The 24,442-nt window shown below is 70.5% G+C and carries 23 protein-coding genes and 1 pseudogene; 9 read left to right on the top strand and 15 right to left on the bottom strand.

The annotated features are described in order from the left end of the window. Positions 1-129: 129 nt before the first annotated feature. Both ACFYMC_RS10975 and ACFYMC_RS10970 read left to right on the top strand, forming a co-directional pair. Positions 130-996: a diacylglycerol kinase gene (locus ACFYMC_RS10975; RefSeq protein ID WP_388522099.1), complete on the top strand. Its 867-nt coding sequence runs from the start codon at positions 130-132 to the stop codon at positions 994-996. After that, complete coding sequence (locus tag ACFYMC_RS10970) at positions 993-2,078, top strand: hypothetical protein (protein WP_388522096.1); 1,086 nt, start codon at positions 993-995, stop codon at positions 2,076-2,078. Before ACFYMC_RS10975 ends, ACFYMC_RS10970 begins: the two co-directional genes overlap by 4 nt. A 35-nt stretch (positions 2,079-2,113) precedes the next feature. Here the strand turns inward: ACFYMC_RS10970 and ACFYMC_RS10965 are convergent, their stop codons facing one another. Next, on the bottom strand, positions 2,114-2,629 hold the full coding sequence (locus ACFYMC_RS10965) for a GbsR/MarR family transcriptional regulator (RefSeq protein ID WP_388522093.1): 516 nt from the start codon (positions 2,627-2,629) through the stop codon (positions 2,114-2,116). Positions 2,630-2,712: 83 nt separating this feature from the next. Between ACFYMC_RS10965 and ACFYMC_RS10960 the strand changes: the two genes are divergently transcribed. Together ACFYMC_RS10960 and ACFYMC_RS10955 are read left to right on the top strand one after the other, a co-directional pair. Then, entirely contained in the window at positions 2,713-3,630 is a 918-nt protein-coding gene (locus ACFYMC_RS10960; protein WP_388522090.1) for an ATP-binding cassette domain-containing protein, read from the top strand. Between the two features lie 59 nt (positions 3,631-3,689). After that, the gene (locus ACFYMC_RS10955) at positions 3,690-5,198 is read left to right on the top strand and encodes an ABC transporter permease (RefSeq protein ID WP_388522299.1); all 1,509 of its coding nucleotides are present in this window, start codon (positions 3,690-3,692) and stop codon (positions 5,196-5,198) included. 62 nt (positions 5,199-5,260) lie between these two features. Here the strand turns inward: ACFYMC_RS10955 and ACFYMC_RS10950 are convergent, their stop codons facing one another. Then, positions 5,261-6,490, bottom strand: a complete 1,230-nt coding sequence (locus tag ACFYMC_RS10950; protein WP_388522088.1) for a cytochrome P450 — start codon at positions 6,488-6,490, stop codon at positions 5,261-5,263. Positions 6,491-6,602: 112 nt separating this feature from the next. Here ACFYMC_RS10950 and ACFYMC_RS10945 point away from each other — a divergent pair. Beyond that, a pseudogene (locus ACFYMC_RS10945) lies at positions 6,603-6,912 on the top strand (zinc ribbon domain-containing protein); the annotation flags it as partial. A gap of 167 nt (positions 6,913-7,079) precedes the next feature. Then, the gene (locus tag ACFYMC_RS10940) at positions 7,080-7,832 is read left to right on the top strand and encodes a M15 family metallopeptidase (RefSeq protein ID WP_388522085.1); all 753 of its coding nucleotides are present in this window, start codon (positions 7,080-7,082) and stop codon (positions 7,830-7,832) included. Between the two features lie 59 nt (positions 7,833-7,891). On the opposite strand, the gene ACFYMC_RS10935 is transcribed toward ACFYMC_RS10940, so the two are convergent. Beyond that, a complete protein-coding gene (locus ACFYMC_RS10935; protein ID WP_388522083.1) occupies positions 7,892-8,554 on the bottom strand; it encodes a response regulator in 663 nt (220 codons plus the stop codon). Beyond that, on the bottom strand, positions 8,551-9,891 hold the full coding sequence (locus tag ACFYMC_RS10930; RefSeq protein WP_388522081.1) for a sensor histidine kinase: 1,341 nt from the start codon (positions 9,889-9,891) through the stop codon (positions 8,551-8,553). Before ACFYMC_RS10930 ends, ACFYMC_RS10935 begins: the two co-directional genes overlap by 4 nt. 512 nt (positions 9,892-10,403) lie before the next feature. Between ACFYMC_RS10930 and ACFYMC_RS10925 the strand changes: the two genes are divergently transcribed. Beyond that, positions 10,404-11,300 carry a LysR substrate-binding domain-containing protein gene (locus ACFYMC_RS10925; protein WP_388522078.1) on the top strand — a complete coding sequence of 299 codons (897 nt, stop codon included), beginning with the start codon at positions 10,404-10,406 and terminating at the stop codon, positions 11,298-11,300. 3 nt (positions 11,301-11,303) lie between these two features. Here ACFYMC_RS10925 and ACFYMC_RS10920 read toward each other — a convergent pair whose 3' ends face one another. The 10 genes from ACFYMC_RS10920 to ACFYMC_RS10875 form a co-directional block, all read right to left on the bottom strand. Continuing rightward, positions 11,304-12,194, bottom strand: coding sequence for an alpha/beta hydrolase family protein (locus ACFYMC_RS10920; RefSeq protein WP_388522076.1), 891 nt, complete (start codon positions 12,192-12,194; stop codon positions 11,304-11,306). A gap of 178 nt (positions 12,195-12,372) precedes the next feature. Beyond that, complete coding sequence (gene kynU, locus ACFYMC_RS10915) at positions 12,373-13,644, bottom strand: kynureninase (RefSeq protein WP_388522073.1); 1,272 nt, start codon at positions 13,642-13,644, stop codon at positions 12,373-12,375. Beyond that, the gene (locus ACFYMC_RS10910; protein ID WP_388522070.1) at positions 13,637-14,479 is read right to left on the bottom strand and encodes a tryptophan 2,3-dioxygenase family protein; all 843 of its coding nucleotides are present in this window, start codon (positions 14,477-14,479) and stop codon (positions 13,637-13,639) included. Before ACFYMC_RS10910 ends, kynU begins: the two co-directional genes overlap by 8 nt. A 300-nt stretch (positions 14,480-14,779) precedes the next feature. Then, positions 14,780-15,193 carry a DUF3151 domain-containing protein gene (locus ACFYMC_RS10905; RefSeq protein ID WP_388522067.1) on the bottom strand — a complete coding sequence of 138 codons (414 nt, stop codon included), beginning with the start codon at positions 15,191-15,193 and terminating at the stop codon, positions 14,780-14,782. Positions 15,194-15,284: 91 nt separating this feature from the next. Continuing rightward, the gene (fbaA, locus tag ACFYMC_RS10900) at positions 15,285-16,322 is read right to left on the bottom strand and encodes a class II fructose-bisphosphate aldolase (RefSeq protein ID WP_388522064.1); all 1,038 of its coding nucleotides are present in this window, start codon (positions 16,320-16,322) and stop codon (positions 15,285-15,287) included. Between the two features lie 293 nt (positions 16,323-16,615). Next, positions 16,616-17,155, bottom strand: coding sequence for an orotate phosphoribosyltransferase (pyrE, locus tag ACFYMC_RS10895; protein WP_388522061.1), 540 nt, complete (start codon positions 17,153-17,155; stop codon positions 16,616-16,618). 71 nt (positions 17,156-17,226) lie between these two features. Beyond that, positions 17,227-18,042: an aldose 1-epimerase gene (locus ACFYMC_RS10890; RefSeq protein WP_388522058.1), complete on the bottom strand. Its 816-nt coding sequence runs from the start codon at positions 18,040-18,042 to the stop codon at positions 17,227-17,229. 92 nt (positions 18,043-18,134) lie between these two features. Continuing rightward, positions 18,135-19,019 carry an SRPBCC family protein gene (locus ACFYMC_RS10885; protein ID WP_388522055.1) on the bottom strand — a complete coding sequence of 295 codons (885 nt, stop codon included), beginning with the start codon at positions 19,017-19,019 and terminating at the stop codon, positions 18,135-18,137. Positions 19,020-19,147: 128 nt separating this feature from the next. Further along, positions 19,148-20,794 carry a polyamine aminopropyltransferase gene (locus ACFYMC_RS10880; protein WP_388522052.1) on the bottom strand — a complete coding sequence of 549 codons (1,647 nt, stop codon included), beginning with the start codon at positions 20,792-20,794 and terminating at the stop codon, positions 19,148-19,150. 152 nt (positions 20,795-20,946) lie between these two features. Next, positions 20,947-21,465, bottom strand: coding sequence for a DUF2617 family protein (locus ACFYMC_RS10875; protein ID WP_388522049.1), 519 nt, complete (start codon positions 21,463-21,465; stop codon positions 20,947-20,949). A gap of 777 nt (positions 21,466-22,242) precedes the next feature. Here ACFYMC_RS10875 and ACFYMC_RS10870 point away from each other — a divergent pair. Both ACFYMC_RS10870 and ACFYMC_RS10865 read left to right on the top strand, forming a co-directional pair. Then, positions 22,243-23,427, top strand: a complete 1,185-nt coding sequence (locus ACFYMC_RS10870; protein WP_388522047.1) for a pyridoxal phosphate-dependent aminotransferase — start codon at positions 22,243-22,245, stop codon at positions 23,425-23,427. Positions 23,428-23,627: 200 nt separating this feature from the next. Then, positions 23,628-23,999, top strand: coding sequence for a transposase (locus tag ACFYMC_RS10865; RefSeq protein ID WP_388522044.1), 372 nt, complete (start codon positions 23,628-23,630; stop codon positions 23,997-23,999). 175 nt (positions 24,000-24,174) lie between these two features. Here the strand turns inward: ACFYMC_RS10865 and ACFYMC_RS10860 are convergent, their stop codons facing one another. Further along, on the bottom strand, positions 24,175-24,435 hold the full coding sequence (locus ACFYMC_RS10860; RefSeq protein WP_388522042.1) for a Txe/YoeB family addiction module toxin: 261 nt from the start codon (positions 24,433-24,435) through the stop codon (positions 24,175-24,177). Positions 24,436-24,442 lie beyond the last annotated feature (7 nt).

Raw genomic sequence — 24,442 nt, 5'->3', positions numbered from 1 at the left:
GGTCAGGGGGCGTACGACGATGTACACCACAGGCTGAGCCGTCGGACCGGTGCCCCGGAATAGACGAAGGCCCTGGCGCAATAGCGCAAGGGCCTCTTGCACAAAGATGCTACCCGAGGAAGGACCGAGGTGTCGGCTCCAGAGGCCTCCGAGCCCGCCCTGAGCCCCGTCGACCAGCCGCGCAGCGCGGCCGGATCCGGCCTGTTGGTGCTCATCGACCCGGTGGCGCGCCGCCTCGACGGCGAGTCAGTACGGATCGCCAGGGACGTACTGTGCGCCGGCGCACCCGCCAAAGTGTGTGTCCCTGAGGGGCCCACGGACTTCGCGCGGGCACTGGCCCGCCGGGGTGGTCGCCGCACGGTGGTCGTCGGCGACGACGGAGCGCTGGTGCGGACCGTGGCGCTGCTGCACCGGGAACGGGACCTGGGGGCGGACGCCCTCGCCCTGGTGCCGGTCGGCGCCCCCTCCGCACTGTCGCTGGCCCGTTCACTGGGCGTGGCCGGCGGGGCGGTGGCGGCGGCCCGGGCGGTCCTCGACGGGGCGGTGCGCTCGCACGACCTGCTGGTCGACGACAGCGACGGGGTGGTCCTGGGCGGCCTGCGGATTCCCGAAGCACTGGGCACCGACCGGCCGGCCTCCGGCGGGCCCCGCGTCTGGGGGGCCTGCCGTTCACTGGTCCGGACCCTGGTACCCGGACCTGGGGGACGCGGTGAGCCACCGCGTGGGCAGCGGCTGCGGGTGGAGGCGGACGGTGTCGTCCTGAGCGATCTGGACCGCCCGGTGCGGGACGTTTCCGTGGCCACCGGCGGCGGCGTCGCCGAGGTCGTGGTGCGTTCCGCGGGCCGGGCCGGGCCGGCGCTGACGGCCCGCGCCTCCTCCGTCACCGTCTCGGGCCCCGACTTCCGCTACCGGGCCGACCACCAGGTGAGCGGGCCCGTTCGGTCCCGGACCTGGGAGTTGTGGGCCGGTGCGTGGGGCCTGACGGTGCCTCGGTGAGCACCGGGCCGGGCCGGAGGACGGAGGAGGTGCGGGACATGGCGCCGGTGGCTCTGCAGGTACCGGGCACGGTCGGGGCACTCGCGGACTTCCGGCGGCGGGGCGGCCGTACGGCGGCGGTCGGAGCGTTATCGGCAGCCGCCGGCGCGGCTGCCTGGGCGGGCCCCCTTCCGGTGTCGGTCCCTGCCCGGATCCTGTTGCCGTGCACACTCCTGATCTGCTTGTACGGGCTCTACGAGTTGCACTTGGCGCGGCGGATGCGGCAGAGACTGGCCTCCGGTCCTTGGCTGGCCTACCGGGCGGTGTCCTTCGCCAGCAGGACCCACCAGGCGATGGTTCTGCTGGCGGAGCCGTCGGGACGGCTGTGGCCACTGACCCGCGGGGCCTTCCGGAGGCGGGCGGCGCTGGTGGATCCGGGGGACGCCCAGGTGCTCTGGTTCTGTGGCGATCCGGCTTTCGGCGGGGTGGCCACGGTGCCGGACAGCGGACGGTTGAGCTGGGTGGTGCCGGTACGGGGAGTGCGCGGCAGGGAGCGGTTGGCCCGGGCCGCGGTGGCGGCAGCCCGGGCGCGGGCCGCCGGCGGGGGCCTGCTCCACGGTGTGCTCGACCTCCCCGATCCGCAGCAGCCGCAGGCGCCGGCCCCCGGGCCGGGCTCGGTGATCCCGCAGTGGCCGCAGGAGCACCGGCGGGTGTTTCGCTGGGTGGTCCTGGGCGGGGCGCTGTTGATGGCTCTGGTGGAGGTGGGCGCCTGGGCGGCTCCGGCGGACGTGCGTCCTTCGCGCGCTCAGGACGTGCTGCTCCTGACGGGTCTGGCGGTGGCGCTCCTCGGCGGGGCGGTCGGCGTGGTGGCGCGGGCCCGCCGGCGGGAGGGCGCGGTGTGGGTGTGGGAGGAGCTGCCGGAGCTGTTGCCGCAGCGGAGCGTGGACGATTTCCTCCAGGAGTGGGCGGCCCGGCAGCGGGAGCGCCGCAGCGGGCCGCAGCTCGCGGACGACGGGGACGAGAGCCTGCCCGGTCACCGGCGTCGCGGGGACGGGGCGAACGACGAGGAGCAGCCCGACGACGAACGGCCCGAGGGGCGCTGAGTGGCGGTCCCCGCGGTCGTGACCAGGTGGGCTGTTCAATCTCCGGGGAGGTCCAGCGTGGCGCGGTGGGCGCGCCAGCGGTCGAGCAGGGAGTACATCTCCTGCTGGAGGAACTCGAAGAAGGCCGCGGTTTCGGCGACCCGGGCGCCCGCGGGGGTGTCGGCGCCGAGAGTGGCGACGCCCTCGCGCAGGGTCTGCTCCCACAGGGTCAGCACCTGGTCCCGGCGGGTGAAGGTCTCGTACCAGAGCTCGTTGTGCAGCCGGTAGCGGTCGCGGCGGGATCCGGGCTCGCGTTCCCGGCTGATCATGCTGACCTGGCTCAGGTAGCCGACTGCGCCGGAGACGGCAGCGGGGCTGATCCTCAGTCGCTCGCCGAGTTCGGCGGAGGTAAGGCAGCCGTCGTCGCTGGCCAGCAGTGCGGCGAACACCCGTGAGGCCATCCGTTGCATGCCCGCCTCGGTCAGTTGGGCCGCGAACCGTTCCACGAAGCGACTGACCGCCTCGGCGTCCCGGCCGGTGCTGGCGGCCTCCTCGGCCGTACTCATCGGCATCTCCTCGTCACTCCGCTGGTCCCGACACTTTATACGTTTCCTTAACTTCACAAATTTGTGAAACCAGCGTACGTTCCAGAGCCATGACGAAGGCAATCAGCGTCGCCGGACTCCACAAGGCGTTCGGCAGCACCAAGGCCCTGGACGGGCTCGACCTCGACGTGGCACACGGCGAGGTCCACGGTTTCCTCGGGCCCAACGGCTCCGGAAAGTCCACCACCATCCGCGTCCTGCTGGGCCTGCTGCGCGCCGACTCCGGCAACGTGCGGCTCCTCGACGGCGACCCCTGGCGTGACGCCGTCGCCCTGCACCGGCGCATCGCCTACGTCCCCGGCGACGTGACCCTGTGGCGCAACCTCACCGGCGGTGAGGTCATCGACCTCTACGGTCGGCTGCGCGGCGGCCGGGTGGACCCGGCCCGACGGGCCGAACTCCTGCGCCGCTTCGAGCTCGACCCGACGAAGAAGGGCCGCGCCTACTCCAAGGGCAACCGACAGAAGGTCGCCCTGGTCGCCGCCTTCGCCGCCGAGGCCGAACTGCTGATCCTCGACGAACCCACCAGCGGCCTCGACCCGCTGATGGAGGAGGTCTTCCAGTCCTGCATCGCCGAGGCGCGCTCCGCCGGCCGCACCGTCCTACTGTCCTCGCACCTGCTCAGCGAAGTCGAGGACCTCTGCGACCGGGTCAGCATCATCCGCGCCGGGCGCACCGTGGAAACCGGCTCCCTCGCCGAACTGCGCCACCTCACCCGCACCAGCGTCCAGGCAGATCTCAGCGGAACACCCGACCGACTGGCCGGGCTGCCGGGCGTGCACGACCTGGAGGTACACGGGACACGGGTCCGCTTCCAGGTCGACGCCGACGGGTTGGACGGCGCCCTGCGCGCCCTGACCGCGTCGGGCGTCCGCTCCCTCACCTCCGCTCCGCCCACCCTGGAGGAGCTCTTTCTGCGGCACTACGCGAACGAGCCGGCCGGGACCCCCGACGGGGGCACGCGGTGAACCGCCCCTTCACGGGCACCCTGGTGCTGCTGCGGCTGGCGCTACGCCGGGACCGGGTCATGATGCCCGTCTGGATCGCGGTGAGCGCACTGTTGGTGACCAGCATCCCGAACGCCCTGGAAACCGTGTACGACACCACCGCGGAGCGTGCCGAACTGGCCCGGAGCATCAGCGCGAACAGCGCGTTCCGCGCACTGTACGGAAACGCCTTCGGGGATTCGATCGGGGCTCTGACAGCCTGGCGCGGAGGCGTCCTCACAGGGCTGCTGGCCGCCGCGATGAGCCTGACCATCGTCGTCCGTCACACCAGGGAAGAGGAGGAGACGGGACGTCAGGAGCTGCTGTCCGCCGCCGTGGTGGGCCGTCGTGCACCCCTCACCGCGGCCTTGCTGGCAGCCGTCACCGCCAATGCCGCCCTCGGCCTGCTGGTGATCATCGGCCTGGCCCCGTACGGCCTGCCCGGTGCGGTGGCGCTCGGCGCCGCCGTCACCAGCACGGGGCTGCTCTTCGCGACGGTGGCGGCCCTCGCCGCGCAGCTGGCCGAGAGCGCACGAGCCGCGAAGGGACTGGCAGCCGGTTTCCTCGCCCTCGCCTTCCTCCTGCGGGCGGCCGGCGACGCCGGTTCGACGTCCGGCTCCGCTGCTCTGACCTGGCTGTCCCCGCTGGGCTGGAGCGAGTACGTACGCCCCTTCGGGGGCGAACGGTGGTGGGTGTTCGCCCTGTTCGCCGCCGCACTGACCGCCCAGTGCGCCCTGGCCTACCTGCTGGCCGGGCGACGCGACCTCGGCCGCGGACTGCTACCGGGACGGCCCGGTCCGGCCGTCGGCCGCCTCGCCTCGGCGGGCGCCCTGGCCTGGCGCCTGCAACGCGGCGCGACTTTGGGATGGGCCCTGGGGTTCCTGATCGCTGGCCTGGTGTTCGGCCGGATGGCGCAGGGAGCGGCCGACCTGGTGGGCGACAACGAACAGACCCGCACGATCTTGGAACGGATGGGCGGACAGGCCGCGCTGATCGACACCTTCCTCGCCGCGATGTCCGGCATGCTCGGGATGGTGGCCGCCCTCCAGATCGTCGCCTCGGTACTGCGCCTGCACGGCGAGGAACAAGGACAACGCGCCGAGCCCGTCCTCGCACTGGCCCTGGGGCGACTGCGCTGGGCCGGCAGCCACCTGCTGATCGCCTTCGCCGGAGCCGCCGCGACCCTGCTGTTGGGCGGTCTCGGCCTCGGTCTCGGCTCCGGGCACGACCTGGGCGCCCTCCTGACCGCCTGCCTGGTACAAGTACCGGCGGTCTGGGTTCTCGGTGGCCTCACGGTCCTGCTGTACGGGGCGCTGGCGGAGTTCGCGGCCGGTGCCTGGGCCGCTGCCGGCATCACCTTGGCCATCGGCTGGCTCGGGCCGGCCCTCAACCTTCCGGACGCGGTCCTGTACCTGTCGCCCTTCTCCCACCTGCCCAAGCTGCCCGGGGCTGCGATGGCCTGGGGGGCGCCGGCCACGCTGACGGGCATCGCTGTCGTGCTGGTGGCCGCCGGCCTGGGCGCCTTCCGCCGCCGTGACCTCGCCGGATGAACCAAACCCCCGCGGCAGGCGCGGGTGGGCCCAGGTCCCGGGCCCGCCCGCGCCTGCCGCGGTCAGAACGCGACGAGCAGCTCACGCAGGCCGCGGATCACGTACCCCTCGTGCCAGCTCGGCTCCGCCACCAGCCGCATCGGCGGAGCGTCCCGCAACAGTGCGCCGAAGGAGGCGGCGAGTTCCAGGCGGGCCAACGGGGCACCGAGGCAGTAGTGGATACCGGCGCCGAAGGTGATGTGCGGGTTGTCCGAGCGCCTCAGGTCCAACTCGTCCGGGCGGGCGAACCGCGCCGGATCACGGTTCGCCGAGCCGAACAGCAAGGCGACTTCGGCGCCCCGCGGGAGGGTGACCCCACCGACCTCGATGTCGTCCAGCACCCACCGCTCGAACATCTGCAACGGCGTGTCGAAGCGCATCAGCTCCTCCACAGCTGTGGACAACCCCTCGTCGGTCGGATCCGCCCGCAGCTCGGCCAGTTGCTCCGGGTGCCGCAGCAGCGTCCACCAGCCGTTGACGGTGGTGTTCACCGTCGCCTCGTGTCCCGCGTTGAGCAGCAGGACACAGGTCGAGACCATCTCCTGCTCGCTGAGCCGGTCCTCCTCGTCGTGGGCGGCGATCAGCGCGGAAACCAGGTCCTCGCCCGGTTCCGCGCGGCGCCGGGTGATCATTTCGCGCAGATAGCCGGAGAACTCCTCGGACGCTCGAACAGCACGACGCGCGGTCTCCTCGGAGGGGTTCAACTCGAACATGCCGACGATGTCCGCGGACCAGGGCCGCAGCAGGGCGCGGTCCGCCTGCGGCACCCCCAGCATCTCCGCGATGACCGCCACCGGCAGCGGCTCGGCCACGGCGGCCAGCAGATCACCCCCGCCCGCCGCCACCAGGTCGGAGACCAGCTCACCCGCCAGCCTGCGCACCGTCGGCGCCAGGCGTTCGACGGTGCGCGGGGTGAAGGCCTTGGAGACCAACCGGCGGATACGGGTGTGGTCTGGAGGCTCCAGGTCCAACAGCCCGTTGGCGTTGAGTGTGGTGAACGGCTCGTGCTCGGCGGGCGGAGCCGGGCGGCCGAACTCCTCATGGCTGAAACGGTGGAGGTAGGTGCGTCCCAGCCGACGGTCCCGCAACAGAGTGCTGACATCCTCGTAGTGCGGGATCAGCCACTGGCCACTGGGCTCGAAGTACTCAGCCCGCCCGCGGGCGCGCAGCGCGGCGTAGGCGGCGTAGGGATCGGCGACGAACTCGGCCGACCAGGGGTCGAAGACGGCCGAAGCGGCGGAGGAAGGGTTCACCCGGACTCCTTCGTGGATGGCCCGGCCTTCGGGCCGGGGAGGAAACGAAGCTCCTGCGGAGCGGGACAGGGGCAATCGAATCGCCCCCAGGCGGTTCGACGTCTGTGGCCGCCGGCCGATGCTGGAGTACAAGCGCGCCTGGTGGGGCGCGAACTCGTCGTGGTCGACCGGTGGTTCACCAGCGCCAAGCCAAACGGAACCTACGGCACGGTAGCGGCGAAGATGCCGCTGAACGTCCGCGCATGGACGCGTGGCTGCGGCGTGGTACACGGCCGCGTCGTGAACGCGGCACGCAACCTGGCCGCCGGGCTGGCGGCGCCTGTCCGTCTGTGGAGACGGTGTAAGACCTCAACGGGAGTCCTCCCGGTCGGGGTGGTCGTCGGTGAAAGCAGGAACCCCAGCGGGTGACCGCTGGAATCCCCCCGCCTCTGGACGGGGTCAACCGGTCAAGTGGGGACGCTACCTGGGACGGGGACCCGCGCGCCCGCGAGCGGGCCGCGGGCCAGGGGCGGGACGGGCCCCCGGCCTCCCTCGCGGGCAGCTTCCCGCCCCACGCGCGGGGTGCGCCGCGGGTCCGTACGGTGGAGGGGTGGGCTTCGCCTCCGGACCGCCGACCACGGCCGGGCGCCTTCGCGGCGCACCGACCTACACGACCGCGCTCTCCCGTCTGCTGCTGGTCTCGACCCTGCTGCTGGTGCTGGCCGCGGGCAGCGCCGGAAGTGTTCCCCCACCGGGCTCCGATGCGCCTTCCGCCTTCTTCGCCAGAACCGACTCCCCGGGGCTAGAGGCCAAGGTGAGCGCCGTACCGGCGACCGCCCTCGCCACCACCTACCGGCCAGGCTGCCCGGTACCGCCGGAGCGGCTCAGACTGATCCAGATGAACCACTGGGGTTTCGACGGCAAGCTCCACGCGGGTGAACTGGTCGTACGGGACGAAGTGGTGCGCGACGTCCTCTCGGTGTTCGAGCGGGCCTTCGAGGAACGCTTCCCCATCCGTCGCATGCAGGTGGCCGACCGGTACCAGGGCAGCGATGCACGGGCCATGGCAGCAGACAACACCTCGGCCTTCAACTGCCGCCCGGTGACGGGCGATCCCGGCCGGCTCTCCCGTCACAGTTGGGGCGACGCCATCGACGTCAACCCTTCCGAGAACCCCTATGTCGACGTCGGCGGCCGGGTTCACCCGGCGGCGAGCGACGCCTACCTGGACCGCGACCCCCTACGGCCGGGCATGGTGCACACCGACGGGCCGCTGGTGAAGGCCTTCGCCGAAGTCGGTTGGGAATGGGGCGGCACCTGGTCGAACCCGGACTACCAGCACTTCTCCGCAACGGGCCGCTGAGGAAGGCCAGGAGCGCACCGACACGCCCGCGGGGGCGTCCGGCCGGATACGCCTGCCGGTCATCCGGGCGTCACCAACCGCGTCTCGTAGGCGAACACCGCGGCCTGGGTCCGGTCACGTAGACCCAACTTGACCAGGATGCGGCTCACATGGGTCTTGATGGTGGACTCGGCGATGACGAGATTCTCCGCGATCTCCGCGTTGGACAGGCCCTGGGCGATCAGCACCAACACCTCCGTCTCCCGCTCCGTCAACTCGCCCACCGGGGCCGTCCGGTCGGCGGGCCGTGCCGCGTCCGGAAGCCTGGAGAACTCCGTGATCAGCCGCTTGGTCACCGAGGGGGCGAGTAGCGCCTCTCCGGAAGCCACCACCCTCACTCCTTCGGCGAGTTGCCGGGCGGAGGCGTCCTTGAGGAGGAATCCCGAGGCCCCGGCCCGAAGGGCCTGGTACACGTACTCGTCGAGGTCGAAGGTCGTCAGGACCAGCACCTTGGCGTCCCGGTCCGCGGCGAGGATCGCCCGGGTGGCCTCCAACCCGTTCAGCACCGGCATCCTGATGTCCATCAGCACGACGTCCGGCCCGAGTTCGGCGACCTTGGCGATGGCCTCGCGACCGTCCACCGCCTCTCCCACGACCTCGATGTCGGGCATGGCGCCGAGCAGCACCGAGAAGCCCTCACGGACCATCATCTGGTCATCGACGATCAGCACCCTGATGGTCACGCCGCTTCCTCCCCGGAGCCCACCGGCTCCTCCGGTCGGGCCAGGGGTATGAACACGGCGACTTCGTAACCGCCGTCCTGCGTCGGCCCGGCCGTCATGTCCCCGGAGAGCATCGCCACCCGCTCCCGCATGCCGGTGATGCCGTGCCCGGCACCCGGCGAGGACACGATGTCGCCGGTCGGTGCCTCGTTGACGACCCGCAGGCCGAGACCGCCCAGCACGTAGGACACCTCCACCGAAGCCCGCGCGCCCGGCGCGTGGCGCAGCGAGTTACTCAGGGCTTCCTGCACGATCCGGTACGCCGAGAGCTCCACCCCTGGCGGGAGATCCCGCCGGGCGCCGGTCAGGGTCTTCTCCACCTCCAGGCCCGCCTCCCGGACGTTGGCAAGGAGGCCGTCGAGAGAGGCCAGCGTGGGCTGTGGCGCGTCGGGAGCCTCGTAGTCCGCGGACCGGACCACCCCGAGGACACGGCGCAGCTCGGTGAGCGCGGCCACCGCGTTCTCCCGGATGGTCAAGAACGCCTGTTCCAGCTCCGGCGGCGGGTTCTCCACCCGGTAGGGCGCGGCCTCGGCCTGGATCGCCACAACCGACATGTGGTGGGCCACCACGTCGTGCAACTCCCTCGCGATCGTGGTGCGTTCCTCCAACAAGGTGCGCTTGTACCGTTCGACCGCGGTGACCTGCTTCTCCTCGATGATCCGCGCCGCGGCCGACCGCCGGATGTACAGGCTGCTGACCAGGATCAGTAGCACGCCCGAACCGAGCGCCACCTGTGGGACGTTGGTGGATCGACTCGGGTCCACCACCATGCTCACAAGAATCCCGTAGGCGAGCGTCACCCCCCACATCCAGCCGGCGACCCGCGGCCCGGTGCGGGCCGCCACCAGGGCCATCACCAGCAGGTACCCGAAGAGGGAAGCACCCACCCAGGGCCACCCGTTGCCCCAGTCGAGGACGGCCGCCAGCACGCAGGCGCCCAGCGAGACCCACCAGGCGGCGATGGGGCGGACCAGCGTCATCAGCACCGGCAGCGCCACGATCAGGCCCAGCCCGAGGTTGAGGCCGTCGTTGAACGGCTGACCGTTGACCACACCGGCCACCACCACGATGAAGGCCAGCAGACAGACCACCACGTGCGGCGCCCAACCGGCATGACGCCGCAGGCCCGTGGGGAGGAAGCGCACGAAGGGACGGTCGGTCCGCATCTGGGGCATGGGACGGTAGGCGAAGGCATCGGTGAACAGGTCGCCCCGAAGGGTACGAAGCGCCCTCTTCACCAGGTCGATCTCCTGGTGGATCTGCTGCTGGGAGCTGGTCCCGCCGGTCGTCTGATTCACGCCTTCACCGTAGGCTCCGCCGCTGCCGGGCGTCGTCACCACGGATGGGGATCTGGTGCCGTCCGCCTCAGGTACTACGCGCTGGTCACCGTAGCCCGCCAGGAGGACCCGGAGCAGCCTCGCTTCCGGTCGGGCCGCGCACAGCGGCCGATTACCGTTTCGTGGAGGGGCCGTTGACCGGAGCCGACGATACTCGTGACCTCGTTCGAGGTTCGGGCGCCGGCACTCCACCTCACACCACGCCGGGCGGCGCCCGGGGAGGAAGTCCGGGCGCCGCCGGGGGTCCGTCCGGCACGGCCGCCGGAGGTGGAAACCCCCGTTACCCACCTCTGGCGGCCGGCGCGGCCCGCAGGGCTGTCCCCAGCCGTTCGTCAGCCCCGGGATGAGGTGGCACTCACGACCAGAGAGTGATCAACCGGTCTCACGATGCGGCAGAAATAACGTCGGAACAACACCAAATGCTGCAACAATCAGTCAGTCTGAATTACTGATGGAGCGGCAGTGGAGATCGCATGACCCTTGAGCGGCATGAGATCGAAGGGTTCATCGCCGTGGCCGAGGAACTGCACTTCGGCCGCGCGGCCGAAAGGCTCCTGGTCTCCCGTTCCCACATCAGCCAGACGATCAAGAAGCTGGAGCGCAGGATCGGGGCACCGCTCTTCGAACGCACCAGCCGGCGCGTTGCCCTGACACCGCTCGGCCGCCAACTGCACGAGGAACTCACCCCCCACCACCGGGCCATCGGCGAAGCAGTCGGCCGAGCCATCGCCAGCGCACGCGGCACCACCGGAACCATCACCGTGGGCTTCGTGGGAGCCCTGTGGGGCCACCTGTTCGTGGATGCCGCCGACATCTTCCGGGCCGAGCACCCCGGCTGCGAAGTACTCATCCGCGAGGTCGCCTTCGGCGTCGCCCAGACACCGCTGCGCACCGGCGAGGTCCAGCTGATGAACGCCAGCTTCCCGGTCTCCGAGCCCGATCTCACCACCAGCCACACGCTGGTGCGCGAACCCCGGCTGCTCGCGGTCTCCGCGCGTCACCCGCTCGCCGCCCGCGCCCTCGTCACCCTCGACGAACTCGCCGAGGTGACCATGCTGACGACGCCCACCATGCCGGATTACTGGGCGAAGGCCCGTACCCCACAGGGCATCGCCCAGGGGCCGCCGGCGGCCTCCCTCCAAGAGGCTCTGGCGCTGATCTCCGCCGACAAGGGCTGCTACCCCGTCGGCCAGCAGGTGACCCGCTTCTACCAGCGCCCGGACATCTCCTACATCCCCATCCAGGACGCACCACCACTGGAATGGGGCCTGGTCTGGCGCAAAGGAGGCGAAACCCCGATCCTGCATTCCCTCACCCAGGCGGTCGCCCGGGTCTCGTCACCGTTACTGGGCGCCCTCGGGCCTACCTGAGGCCTACCAACCCAGCTGGGCGATCTCCTCCGCCACCACGGCGCAGGCATCCGCCGCCGGGTCGATCAACGGGAAGTGCCCGACCCCGTCAAGGAGCGTGAGCCCCACCATCTCCCCCGCCAGCGCCGCCGCCTGCACATAGGACTCCGAGACCAGCGGAGGAACCACGATGTCCGCACGCCCGTGCACCACGGTGGTGGCGATGTCCGTGGGGAGCAACAGTGCCGGGTCGGCGTACCGGCGACGCTCCTCGAAGGTGGCTGCCCCACCGAGCAGTTGGGTACCCGCCCCCGAGCAGACGTCCAGTTCCCGCGCCACCGAGAAGTCCGCGATCGGCGCCAGGGCCACCACCCCACGCAACGCCGGGGGCTCGGGCAGCCGCCGGGCCGCGTCGACGGGCAACAGATGTCGGGCCGCCGCCCAGAGCGCCAACTGACCGCCCGCCGAATGGCCGGTCAGCACCACACGGGCGGGATCAGCCTGTGGCAGGGCGCTCTTGACCAGCGCGGGAAGGGCGTCCATGGCATCCGCGACATCGTCGAAGGTCTCCGGCCAGCGTCCCGCGGCCGGTTCCGACCGGACGCCCGGTCCGCGCTGCCCTTGGTGCGGAAGGGTTCCGCCGCGCCGGTACTCCACGTTGGCCACCGCGAACCCACGCCGGGCGAGGAAGTCCACGAAGGGCGTCGCGTGCTGACGGTCGTAGCGGGCCCGCCACGCGCCCCCGTGCAACACCACGACCAGGGGGGCCGGTCCGCTGCCGACCTTCGGCCCATAGAAGTCGATCACCTGGTCGGGGTGGTCCCCGTACGCGGCGGTGGCCTCGGGGGCGACGGTCGGGTGGGAGAAGAGCGAGGCGGCCTCGGCACCGTCCTGTTCCACGGCGGGGTCCGACATGCGGTGCAACCTCTCGTACGGATCGTTCCGGGCAGCGGGACGCTACCGACACGCGGGAACCTTCCCGGCCGGACAGCGACCGGAAGACAGGGGTGCCCGCGGCGGCGGTCGGGAATGGAGCCCGGCCGCCGCCGGAGGCGTTTCGTTTCGCCGGGTAGAGCAGTACCCGACGCGGTGCTCACTCGGAAATGTGACCCAGTACCCGCGCGGCCCGCTCGGCGTCAGCGAAACTCACGTAGAGCGGGGTGAACCCGAAGCGCAGCACGTCCGGCCGCCGGAAATCACCCACCACGCCCCGCGCGATGAGCTTCTGCATCAGCGGCCCGGCATCTCCAGCCGGAACCCGCAACGCAACCTGGCTACCACGCTCAGCATGGTTCAGCGGGGTGATCGGCTGCACCCGGCCTGCCGGCACGTACGCCTCGACGCACTCCAGGAAGAAGTCCGTCAGGGCCAGCGACTTGGCACGCACGGCCTCGATGGAAACGTCCTCCCACACACCCAGCGCCGCCTCCAGCGAGAGCATCGAAAGGATGTCCGGGGTACCCACCCGACCGCGTGCCGCGCCTTCGGCGGGCCGGTACTGCGCCGTCATGCCGAAGGGATCGGCATGCGAGTTCCAACCAGGCAGCGGCGAGTCAAAGGTTGCCTGGTGGGTCTGCGCGACGTAGAGGAACGCGGGCGCACCCGGCCCCCCGTTCAGGTACTTGTACGTGCACCCCACCGCGTAGTCCACGCCGTGCGTATCGAGATCCACCGGCAGGGCACCCGCACTGTGGCACAGGTCCCAGACGACGAGGGCACCCGCCGCATGCACGGCTTCGGTGATGCCCGGCAGGTCGTGCAGCCGCCCCGAGCGATAGTCGGCATGGTTGACGAGCACCACCGCGGTGGCCGGACCCACCCTCCCGGGCAGCTCCGCCGGATCGACGGGAACCACCCGCAGACCGGTCATCCGGGCCGCGGAGCGTGCGATGTAGCCGTCCGTCGGGAAGGTGCTCGCATCCACGAGCAGCTCGTCGCGACCGTGGTCGCCGGCGAGCTCGTCGAGCCGCCGGGCCGCTGCGACCAGCGCCTTGAAGATGTTCACGCTGGTCGAATCACCCACGACGATCCGGCCCGCGGACGCCCCGACGATCGGGGCGATCAGATCACCGATCCGCTCGGGCGCGCTCCACCAGCCGCTCTCGTCCCAGGAACGGATCAGCAGCTCACCCCATTCGCGGCCCACCACCTCACCGAGACGGCCCGGAACGGCGGCGGGCAACGCGCCCAGGGAGTTCCCGTCCAGGTAGACCAGGGAATCGGGTAGCAGGAACCGCTCGCGGAACCCGGCCAGCGCGTCTGCGGCGTCCAACTCCGCAGCCCGCTTGAGGAGCCGACCCAGCCCCTGGACGTCGAGAAATCCGGAAGCTTGAGCTCCCTCGCTGGCCGCTTGGTGGTCAGACATGACTGCGCGCCGTCCAAAGCTCGGGGAACACGTTCTTCTGGGCTCGCTTCTCCAGCCATGCCACGCCTGCCGAGCCGCCCGTACCTATCTTGGACCCCATGGCCCGCCGGGTGGCCACCAGATGGTCGTTGCGCCAACGCCAGATCAGCTCGCCGACATCCGTCAGGGCCTCGCCCAGCCGCACGAGTTCACCTTGTTGATCACCGGCATAGACCTCGGCCCAGACATGCTCGACCTCGGTGCGGGGCTCGTACTTCGCGGTGAGGTCACGCTCCAGGACCGCGGTGGGTACCGCATGGCCGCGCCTCGCCAACAGCCGCAACACCTCGTCATACAGACTCGGCTCGTGCAGGGCCTTCTCCAACTCGGCGTGCACCCGAGGAGCACCACGGTGCGGCACCAGCATGGAGGCCGACTTGTCGCCCAGCAGGAACTCCATCCGCCGGTACATGGCGGACTGGAAGCCCGAGCCCTCGCCCAAGGCTGCCCGATAGGCGTTGAACTGTCCCGGGGTGAGCTGTGCCAGTGGCCGCCAGGAGGCGTTGAGCGCCTCCAGCTCGCGGGCGGAGCGGCGCAGCGCGTCCATCGCCACGACGATCTCGTCCTCGCGCAGGGCGCGGGCCGCGGTCTCCCATTCGTGGACGATGACGGTGAACCACAGCTCCATCACCTGGGTGGTGACCAGGAAGACCATTTCCCCGGGATCGTCGGAGAGGGGGTTCTGGAGGTGCGTGAGGACGTCCGCCTTCACGTAGTCCTCGTACGGAGTCGTGCCCGCGAAGTCGAGGTTCGGGGTGACCGAACCGGCTCCGGAGGCATCAAGGGAATGCGACATCGCTGTCTCCTCGACACGAACTTCCGGGTAGCGGTCCGCCCCTTCCTGGTGGTCGTGAGCCCCGGTCCCCTGCCGGCATCATAAGCCTCACCCGTGCAGGGCTTCAGGGTGAGGAACACCGCATCCACACCCCCTTGCGGCCGGACCGGGAGACCTCGCAGAAGCCCACCGGTCCACCGCTCCTGGTCCGGACCGACCAGGTGGGAACGCCCCCTCGATCAGGCCTCGGTAGGACCGCCCACCGGGGACTCCCCCGCCGACGATCGCCGGCCGGCGGAGCCCCGCGGGCAGAACGCCAGGTCAGCTCAGGGTGTCAGCCGCCGTGGAAGAGGAGTCGCGCAGGAAGGTCGAGCAGCGCTCGTACTCCTCCTGCTCCCCGATGGCCCCCGCGGCTCGGGCCAGGGCGTGCAGGGCACGCAGGAAGCCACGGTTCGGCTCGTGCTCCCAGGGCACCGGGCCGTGGCCCTTCCAACCGGCCCGACGCAGCGAGTCCAGACCGCGGTGGTAGCCGGTCCGGGCGTACGCGTAGGACTCGACGGCGCGACCGCCCTCGAAGGCGTCATCGGCCAGGCGTGCCCAGGCAAGTGAGGAGGCCGGGTACTTCGCGGCGACTTCGGCCGGGTCGCTGCCCGCGGCCAGCAGTTCGCGGGGCTCGGGGTCCTCGGGCAGATGGGTCGGGGCAGGTCCCCCGAGCAGGTTCTCGTGAAGGCTCATGACCCCAGTCTGCACAACGGTGCGCCCGGATCGCCAAGAGCCCGCCGCCCCGGGTGGGGCGGCGGGCTCTTGGGAGGAGGAGCCGAGGGCGCTACTTCAGCTTGGTGCCCGTGGAGCGCAGGTTGGCGCAGGCCTCGGTGACGCGCTGGGCCATGCTGGCCTCGGCGAGCTTGCCCCAGGTGCGCGGGTCGTAGGTGGACTTCCTGCCGACCTCGCCGTCGACCTTCAACACGCCGTCGTAGTTGCGGAGCATGTGGTCCGCGACCGGACGGGTGAAGGCGTACTGGGTGTCGGTGTCGAGGTTCATCTTCACCACGCCGTTCTCCAGCGCGGTGGCGATCTCCTGCTCGCTGGAGCCGGAGCCGCCGTGGAAGACGAAGTCGAAGGGCGAGGTCTTGCCGTACTTCTCCCCGACGCCCTGCTGGAGGTCCTTGAGCAGTTCGGGACGGAGCACGACGTTGCCCGGCTTGTACACACCGTGCACGTTACCGAAGGAGGCAGCGAGCAGGTAGCGGCCCTTCTCGCCCAGGCCGAGGGCCTCGGCGGTGCGGATCGCGTCGTCGACGGTGGTGTAGAGCTCGTCGTTGATCTCGTGGCTGACGCCGTCCTCCTCGCCACCGGTCGGGGTGATCTCGACCTCAAGGATGATCTTGGCGGCCACGGCCTTGGCGAGCAGCTCCTGGCCGATGGCCAGGTTGTCGGCCAGGGTCTCGGCCGAGCCGTCCCACATGTGCGACTGGAAGAGCGGGTTCTGCCCCTTGGCCACGCGCTCGGCGGAGATGTCGATCAGCGGGCGGACGTAGCCGTCCAGCTTCTCCTTCGGGCAGTGGTCGGTGTGGAGCGCGACGGTGATCCCGTACTTGGCGGCAACGATGTGCGCGAACTCGGCGAGCGCGACAGCGCCGGTGACCATGTCCTTGCTGTACTGGCCGCCCAGGAACTCCGCACCGCCGGTCGAGATCTGGATGATGCCGTCGCTCTCCGCCTCCGCGAAGCCGCGCAGCGCAGCATGCAGGGTCTGGGAGGAGGTCACGTTGATGGCCGGGTAGGCGAACTTGCCTGCCTTCGCCCGGTCGAGCATCTCGTTGTAGACCTCGGGGGTTGCGATGGGCATCTGTCCGCTCCTCATGATGTGCGGGTGGTGTGCTTATTGCTGGCCCTGACCTGGGGGCGACGTCACCGTCGCGCCTATCTTTCCAGACTCCCGGACACACTCCACCCGGCGGACTCCACCCGCAAGCACGCATGGCGGAGTGTTTCACGTGAAACGCTCCGCCATGCGTGAAGAACACCAGGTCAAAGGCGGTTCGCACAGCCCCTGCGGGCCGTGTCACGACTTGGCGCCGGGTGCCCGGGCAGTTCCCCGCACGGCATCACCCACGGCCCACGTCCCATCCCCTGAGACGGCGCCACCCGAAAGGGTCAGGACAGGCCCAGGTCCGCGAGCTGGTACCCGGTGAGGTAGGGAAGTTTGGCCTCGGCGATCGCCCCGGCGGCGCCGCGGTCGACGATCGTCGCCACCGCCACGACCTCGCCACCGGCCTCGCGCACGGCCTCGACTGCGGTGAGCGGCGAACCTCCGGTGGTGGAGGTGTCCTCCACCACCAGACAACGACGGCCCCGGACCTCGGTGCCCTCGATTCGACGTTGCATGCCGTGTGCCTTCTGAGCCTTGCGGACCACGAAGGCGTCCAGCCGGCTGCCCCGCGCGGCAGCGGCATGCAGCATCGAGGTGGCCACCGGGTCGGCGCCCAGGGTCAGACCACCGACGCAGTCGAAGTCCAGCTCGGCGGTGAGGTCGAGCATGACCTGACCGACCAGCGGGGCCGCCTCTCCGTCCAGCGTGATCCGACGGAGGTCGATGTAGTAGTCGGCCTCGCGGCCCGAGGAGAGGGTCACTTTGCCGTGCACGACGGCCTTGTCTTTGATCTGCTGGAGAAGGTCACCACGAACGTCACTCATGGCCCCGAGCTTAAGGGCTGCCCCTCGGCCGGCCGGGACAGCCCTTGAGGGGTGTCCCGGCCGGCCCCGCATCACAGCTCCCGCCAGCTCCACGTGGTGGAGATCTCCAACGGATCGATGGGGGTCACCAGCCGGGGCAGGGTGTTGAGGCCGTTCGGCGGACCGGACTGCGGCTCGACGCACACGGCCTCGGCCTGCTCGTCATAGACCACCACCCACTCCGAACGGCTGGTGATCCTCAGCTCCATCCGACCCGGCCAGGTCAGCGTCACATCCACCCCCTCGGGCATGCCGAAACAGTCGTCCCAGGGCCCTGGAAGCGGTTCGATACGCCGTCCAGTCGGCAGGTGGTCGGCGCCGCGCTCTTCCTGCCAGGCAGGATCAAAGGCGATCTGCACCTCGCCTCCCACCGCCTCGTCCTCGGCGTCCGCCACACCGAGCCGCCGCACGAACCACGGATGCCAGCCTGCCTGGGCAGGGAAGGAATCGGCGTAGGTTTCCACTCCCATGGTGAGCTTCAGGGAGTTCTCGCCCAGCACGAAGAGTTGGGTGACCCGTCCCTCGTACGGCCACGGCTCGGTGAGGTCATTGGTGAAAGCGGCTTCCGCCTTCTGCACGTGCGCGGGCCGCCAGGCACTGTCGCGACCGGTGCCATGGATAGCGTGTGGCGGCGAGTTGAGAGGCATCTGGTAGCGCTCACCACCATTGCGGAACTGACCGTGCTCGATGCGGCCACACCACGGAACCATCGGGAAGGCGCCGTAGCGCGGCCCCTGGCGCAGCAGTTCGATACCGTCGATCCGCAGGCTGCTGATCCGGCAGCCGTGCTCGTGGTCGATCGCCAGCTCAGCCCCGCCAGCGGTCAATCGCGTCTGCTCGTCCGTCATGGCACCGACCATAGGCGCTGAGTTGGCAACGCGCTGCGCCGCAGGGCGCGTCGGCGGCGCGATGTAGGCGACCGGCCGTACGGCTGCGCGGCTCAGTGCCGCCGACGCAGGGCCCTGCCGATGACGACGGCCGAGGCGACAGCGAGCGCCGCGGCCGGCGCGATCCAACGCAAGCTGGCCGACTGCCCTCCCCCGTCGGGTCCCGGAACGGGTGCGTAGCGGCCACGCGGAGGAGCGTGGTCGACCTCCTCGGCACTGCGGCCGATCATCGTCCGGCGGGCGTGCGCGGCTTCGGCCGGGCGGTGCCCGGCGGTTGGGTCAGGCGTGTCGGGTGCTTCCTCGGCGAAGGGGTCGAGGGCCGGCGGCGGAATCTCGCTCTCGAACACGGAACGCGGCCCCTCGGCGTCCTCGGCGTCCAGGTCGGCCTCGCCCCCGCCCTCAGCGTCGAGGTCCGCCTTCCCGCCGGCCTCCTCGACGGGAGCCCCCTCGGGGACTCCCTCGCCGTCGGTACCCGGCGCCGAGGCCTGAGGCGGTGCGGGAGGCGGCTGCTGGGCCAGCTCGGCCAGTTCGACGCTCGCCTTGTCGAGGAGCTTGCGGGCCGCCGCGGTGGCGGCTTCGGGAGGGAATCCGCAGATGCGGCCCTCGCCACTGGCCTCACCGTTGAACTCCAGACGGGTCCCCTCCTCCTGTGGGACCAGGAGGAGCTCCACGGTCAGTTTCACGCTGCCCTGACCACGTACCTCCACTCCCTCACCGCCCAGGACGAAGGTGTGGGAATCCCGCTCGGCGACGGTGAGCGCCCCCTGGTAGGTGACCGTGCGCCCGCCCACCCGCAGCTTGAGCCGCCCGGCCAGCGGCCCGGAAGCGCCCTCGGCATCCTGCTGGAGCCCGGGGACGCAACGGGCCAGCCGCACGGGGTCGCGCAACACCCGGCGGAGCCGCTCCACCGGGACCGGGACGAACACCTGATGCTCCATAGCTGTCGAGCCTACCCACGCGCCCGCCATCCGCACCCGTGTGCGTCCGCCGGACCGGGGTCCGCCCCACGATGTCCGGTACTGCGGGGCGCCAGACGCGGGACCGACCCGATGCCTGTGGTCCTGCCTCAGGTGTAGCGCGGGTGGAGCAGCGTCGAAGGCGGCAGGCCGCTCACCCTGAGCCGCTCGGCGTCTTGGGCCCCTGCCGCCAAGGTGGCCGAGGAGAGCGAGCGCAGCTCAGGTGCGCTCGGGGGCACGGTCAGACCTGGTGTGGTGCGCGCCGCCAGGACGAATCCCCAGTCACGTGGGGAATCGGAGCGCCCGGTAGACCGGTCGGGACCGGCAGCGAAGCCGGAGAGCCGCCCGCTTTCCAGATAGGGCCGGGTGTGCAGCCCTGCCCCGCGCAAGCTCGATTCGACCGTCCAGTACGTCTGGGGGCGGGTCGTCAGCGGCCCCGCGTGCACGGCGATGCGCCCGCCCTCGCCGAGTGCTCTCAGCGCCAACCCGTAGAACTCCTGTGAGTACAGCTTGGTGCTCGGGGTGATCCCGGGGTCCGGGAGGTCGCAGAGGATCACGTCGTAGCGGGACCGCGCCTGTTGTTCACGGAGCCAGTTGAACGCGTCGGCAGTGACCACCTTGACCCGTGGATCCGCGAAGACGCGCCCGTTGAGTCGGGAGAGCATGGGATCGGTACGGGCCAGGCGCACCACGCCGGGGTCGAGTTCGACGACCGTGACGGAGCGGACATCGGGGTACTCCAACGCTTCTCGCGCGGCCAGCCCGTCGCCTCCGCCGAGCACCAGGACGCGGGAGCGGGGCCCTGCCATGGCGGGGTGCACTAGCGCCTCGTGGTAGCGATGCTCGTCGTAGCCGCTGACCCTCAGTCGGCCGTCGAGGTAGAGGTCGAGGGTGCTGGGGGAGCCGTGGTCCGGACCGGTCAGGACGAGTTCCTGCAGATCGGTTTGGACGGCGACGCGCACGTCCGTGCCGTACACGGCACGGCGTGCGGCCCGTTCGAAGTCCCCGGCGAGGAGGGTGGCGGCGGCGAGGACCGACAGCACGGCCAGGTTCACCCCGAGCAGGATCCAGCGGGTCCGCACCGTGAGGTCATGGCGGAAGAGCCACAGCACCAGGGCGCCGCCCACCACCGCGTTGATGGTGCCGGTGAGCATGGCCCCGGTGAGTTGGCCGAGCAGCGGCAGGAGCAGGAAGGGGAAGGCGAGGCCGCCCACGAGCGCGCCCACGTAGTCGGCGGCGAACAGGTCCGCGACGGCACCGCCCGCGTCCTGGCGGCGCACTCGCTGGATCAGCGTCATCAGCAAGGGGATCTCGGCACCGATGAGCACCCCGATGGCGAGGGAGAAGCCGACCAGGACGAGGCGGGATTCGCCCAGCCACGCGAAGCTCGCATACAGCGCTATGGCCGACAGCCCGCCGACCAGGGCGAGCACGGCTTCGATGGCCCCGAACCCGGCGGCGGGCCGGGTGCGCAGACGTTTCGCCAGCAGGGAGCCGACACCCATGGCGAAGACCATGACGGACAGGACCACGGACGCCTGGGTGACGGAGTCGCCGATCAGATAGGAGGCCAGGGCGAGCAGTTCCAGTTCGTAAACGAGTCCGCAGGCGGCGCAGATGAACACGGTGGCCAGCACGAGGAACCGGCCGGTCCCGGGTTGGACGGGCAGTATCTCGGCGCGCCTGCTCAGCCCGCTGCTCGGACCGGTGGGCGAGCGGGTGGTCACCCCGGCCCCGGAGGGGGATCGGTCGATCATGAGGCGACGGTACGTTACGCTCCGGCTCGAACCGGTCACCCACATGGGTGTAACTACCTTGTGCTGCACATGAGTTCAGGGAAGCTCGGGCATTCATACCCGGCGCATCCGGTGCATCGCTCGGCGCGCACCCCGGCGCGTACGCTCCTCGGTCAGGTCACGGCGGGCATCCGCACTCCGACCCGGGTCCGGGTGGCGACCAGCTGTCCCTCCTGCGGATAGGCGTGCCAAGTCCGCCACCGCATCTGCCCTTCACACTTCTGTACGAGCATGGCCGTGAAAGCGTAGGGGCTCCCCGGAAACGTCCCCGCAAGGCCGTTCGGGTGATCTGCGACCAGCGCGAGCAGTTCCTGCGCACGCCCCGCGAAGGAACCCCTGGAGAGGGTCTCTACCCGGGCGGCGAACTGGTACTCCCAGTCACCGATCCGCTTGGCCACCCCGAGCGGAAGGGGCGTACTGCTCCCGGGGATGCAGGCCACCGTCTCCGAACAGCGCACCTCGTCTTCTTCCGCCAACACCTGGTGGGACGCGCCGAGGAGCCGCAGTTCCACCTTCGCACCCGCCAACTCCAGCTTCATCACGGCCAAAGCGGGCAGCGGATCACGACCCAGGGCCCAGGCCAGGTCGGCAGCACGGGTATCTGTGTAGGTGGTCTTGAGGGTCGTGAGCATGAGTCGGCTCCGCTAACGCGCGAGGGAAGTGGGACGACCGGGCTCGCCCCCGGCCGCGAGGCGGCGGATAGGGCGGCGGCCGAGTCGGATCCGAAGGAAGTCCGAGGACCGGTCTACTCAACCGAGGGAATCATGAAACACACGGCACTCACAGCGGTTTTACCCAACTTGGTTGGGTTTACATCCCCTCGGGGGCTACCCAGTTCACGTGTTCAACAAGAGGGGGACAGCAGCTAGTTGAAACCCGACGGTGCCCCGAAGACCGGGGGCCGCAGCTGCCTCGACGCAGCTGCGGCCATCCCATGAGCCGCACAGAGGCGCCAAGGCCGGCACGGCGTACGTCACGTGTCAGCCGCCGCCCCCGCAGGAGCCGCCACCACAAGAGGAAGATCCACCTCCGCACCCGCCCCCACTTGAGAAACCGGCCCCGCACGAAGAACCGCCACCCGCGCCGTGATGGCCACCCGCTCCACCAGCCACCCACCAGCTGGCCGACGAGCTCCCGCGGCCGCGACCACTACCGGATGTCCGCCCAGCCGCCTTGTAGCCGACCCTCGTCCTGCGCTTGCCAGTCCTGGCGGCGATGACGACGAACACGACAAGGAAGACAGCAGCCAACGCCAAACCGAAACCCGCCATGCGACCCCACCCCTTTCACTTCCCATGGTTCCCCCGACTACGGGACCCCCTCGTCCCGCGTGATCCGGAGTTGCCCGCGCGCCATCGGTTTCAAAGCGCACTTGAGGAAGTCCAGAGGTTCGGCACAGGATGGCCGCCATGACAGCACCTCGGGCGAACCGACCGCTTCTCAACCGCAACCTGGCCGAGTTCGGGACGACGATCTTCGCGGAGATGTCCGCGCTCGCCGCACGGACCGGGGCCATCAATCTCGGACAGGGATTCCCCGACACCGACGGCCCCGAGCAGGTCCGCGAGGCAGCGGTACGCGCCCTGCGCGACGGCCGCGGCAACCAGTACCCGCCCGGGCCGGGCGTCCCCGAGCTGCGTACCGCCATCGCCGCACACCAGCAGCGCCACTACGGGTTGGAGTACGACCCCGACCAGGAAGTACTGGTCACCGCCGGCGCCACCGAGGCGATCGCCGCGGCCCTGCTGGCCCTGCTGGAGGCCGGGGACGAGGTGATCGCCCTTGAGCCCTACTACGACTCCTACGCCGCCTGCATCGCGATGGCGGGCGCCCGCCGGGTCCCCGTCACCCTGCGCCCGCACGAGGGGGCCTTCCGCCTGGACCTCGACGAACTCCGGTCCGCCGTCACCCCGCGCACCCGACTGCTGCTCCTGAACACCCCCCACAATCCGACCGGCACCGTGCTGAGCCGCGAGGAACTGTCCGCCATCGCCGCACTCGCCGTCGAGCGCGACCTCCTCGTCGTCACCGACGAGGTGTACGAACACCTCGTCTTCGAAGGAGAACACCTCCCGATCGCCGCACTGCCCGGGATGCGCGAACGCACCGTCACCATCTCCTCGGCGGGCAAGACCTTCTCCTTCACCGGTTGGAAGGTCGGTTGGGTGACCAGCACCCAGGAACTCGTCACCGCCGTCCGGTCGGCGAAGCAGTTCCTGACCTATGTCGCCTCCGGCCCTTTCCAGTACGCCGTCGCCGAAGCCCTGCGGCTGCCCGACACGTACTTCACAGCCTTCCGCGAGGACCTGCGGGCCAAGCGGGACCTGCTGTGTACAGGGCTCGCCGACGCGGGCGTCAAGGTCTTCCGGCCGGCCGGAACGTACTTCGTCACCGCCGACATCCGCCCGCTCGGCGAGAGCGACGGCATTGGCTTCTGCCGGTCCCTCCCGAAACGCGCGGGTGTGGTCGCGATCCCCAACGCGGTCTTCTACGACGACACCGAGGCGGGCACCCCCTATGTCCGCTTCGCTTTCTGCAAGCGGAAGGGTGTGATAGAAGCAGCAATCGAAAGGTTGTCTAACCTGCGGAAATGAGCCCCGCCCGCCCAGTAGCGCGGACGAGCGGGACCATGGAGCCCCTAGCGGGGACTCTCCAGTTCTCCCGGCATCTGGCCGGGGTCAGCTCCGCCGCGTGGTCAGGGCAGGCGTACAGAGTCGTTCCCGGGCGGGTCTGGTGCAGGTTCGGGTGACATCTGAAGTGGCTTGCCTGTAGGGCAGGCGGGAAGGATGTCGCTGTGCCCAAGCCCTATCCGGAAGAGTTCCGCCAGGACGTCGTGCGGGTCGCGAGGAACCGCGGCCCGGGCGTGACCGTCGAACAGGTCGCCACCGACCTCGGTGTCCATCCGATGACGCTGGGGAAGTGGAAGCGCCGGGCGGACATCGACGACGGGGCCAAGCCCGGGACCACCAGCCAGGAGAACGCGGAACTGCGGGAGGCGGGCGGGCTCCAGGGGCTCTCCCGAACGTCCAGGGATGCCGCGCTGCCACGCGCGGGTGGAGGCTGCGAGTTCGCCGGGGGGGACGGCCGCAGTTCGAGGCGATCCTGGAGAAGACTTCCGTGGTGGGGTGCGTGGCGGCGAGGCGGACGGCGTCCTGCCATTCGGTGAGCCGCGCGGGCGGGGCGGTGTTGCGGCGGCCGAGCTAGTCGATCAGCGCCCGCTCGTCGCGGCCCCGCAGGAGCAGCAGCACGAAGGGGTCTCCGTCCAGGAGCCGGGCGACCTGGTAGTAGAGGGCGGCGGCGTTCTTGGACCGGCAGGGGCTCTGCTCGATCCTTGAGCCGTGTCAGCTCTCGTAGTGGTAGCGGCACTGGGCGATCAGGACGCCATCCTCGGTGGCCTTGTAGATCAGTCGGTGCTCGTCGTTGATGCGGCGCGACCAGTAGCCCTGGAATCCGTGCTTGAGCGGTTCCGGTTTGCCGATCCCCTCGTTGCCGTTCCGGGCGATGTCCGCGATGAGCGTATTGATGCGCTTCAGGATCCTCCGGTCCTGAAGCTGCCACCACAGGTAGTCCTCCCATGCACGGGAGGAGAAGGTGATCTTCATTCGCGGC

This window comes from Streptomyces sp. NPDC006879 (genome assembly GCF_042869595.1).
Taxonomy (GTDB): Bacteria; Actinomycetota; Actinomycetes; order Streptomycetales; family Streptomycetaceae; genus Streptomyces.
This window is presented reverse-complemented; position numbering and strand designations above follow the sequence as displayed.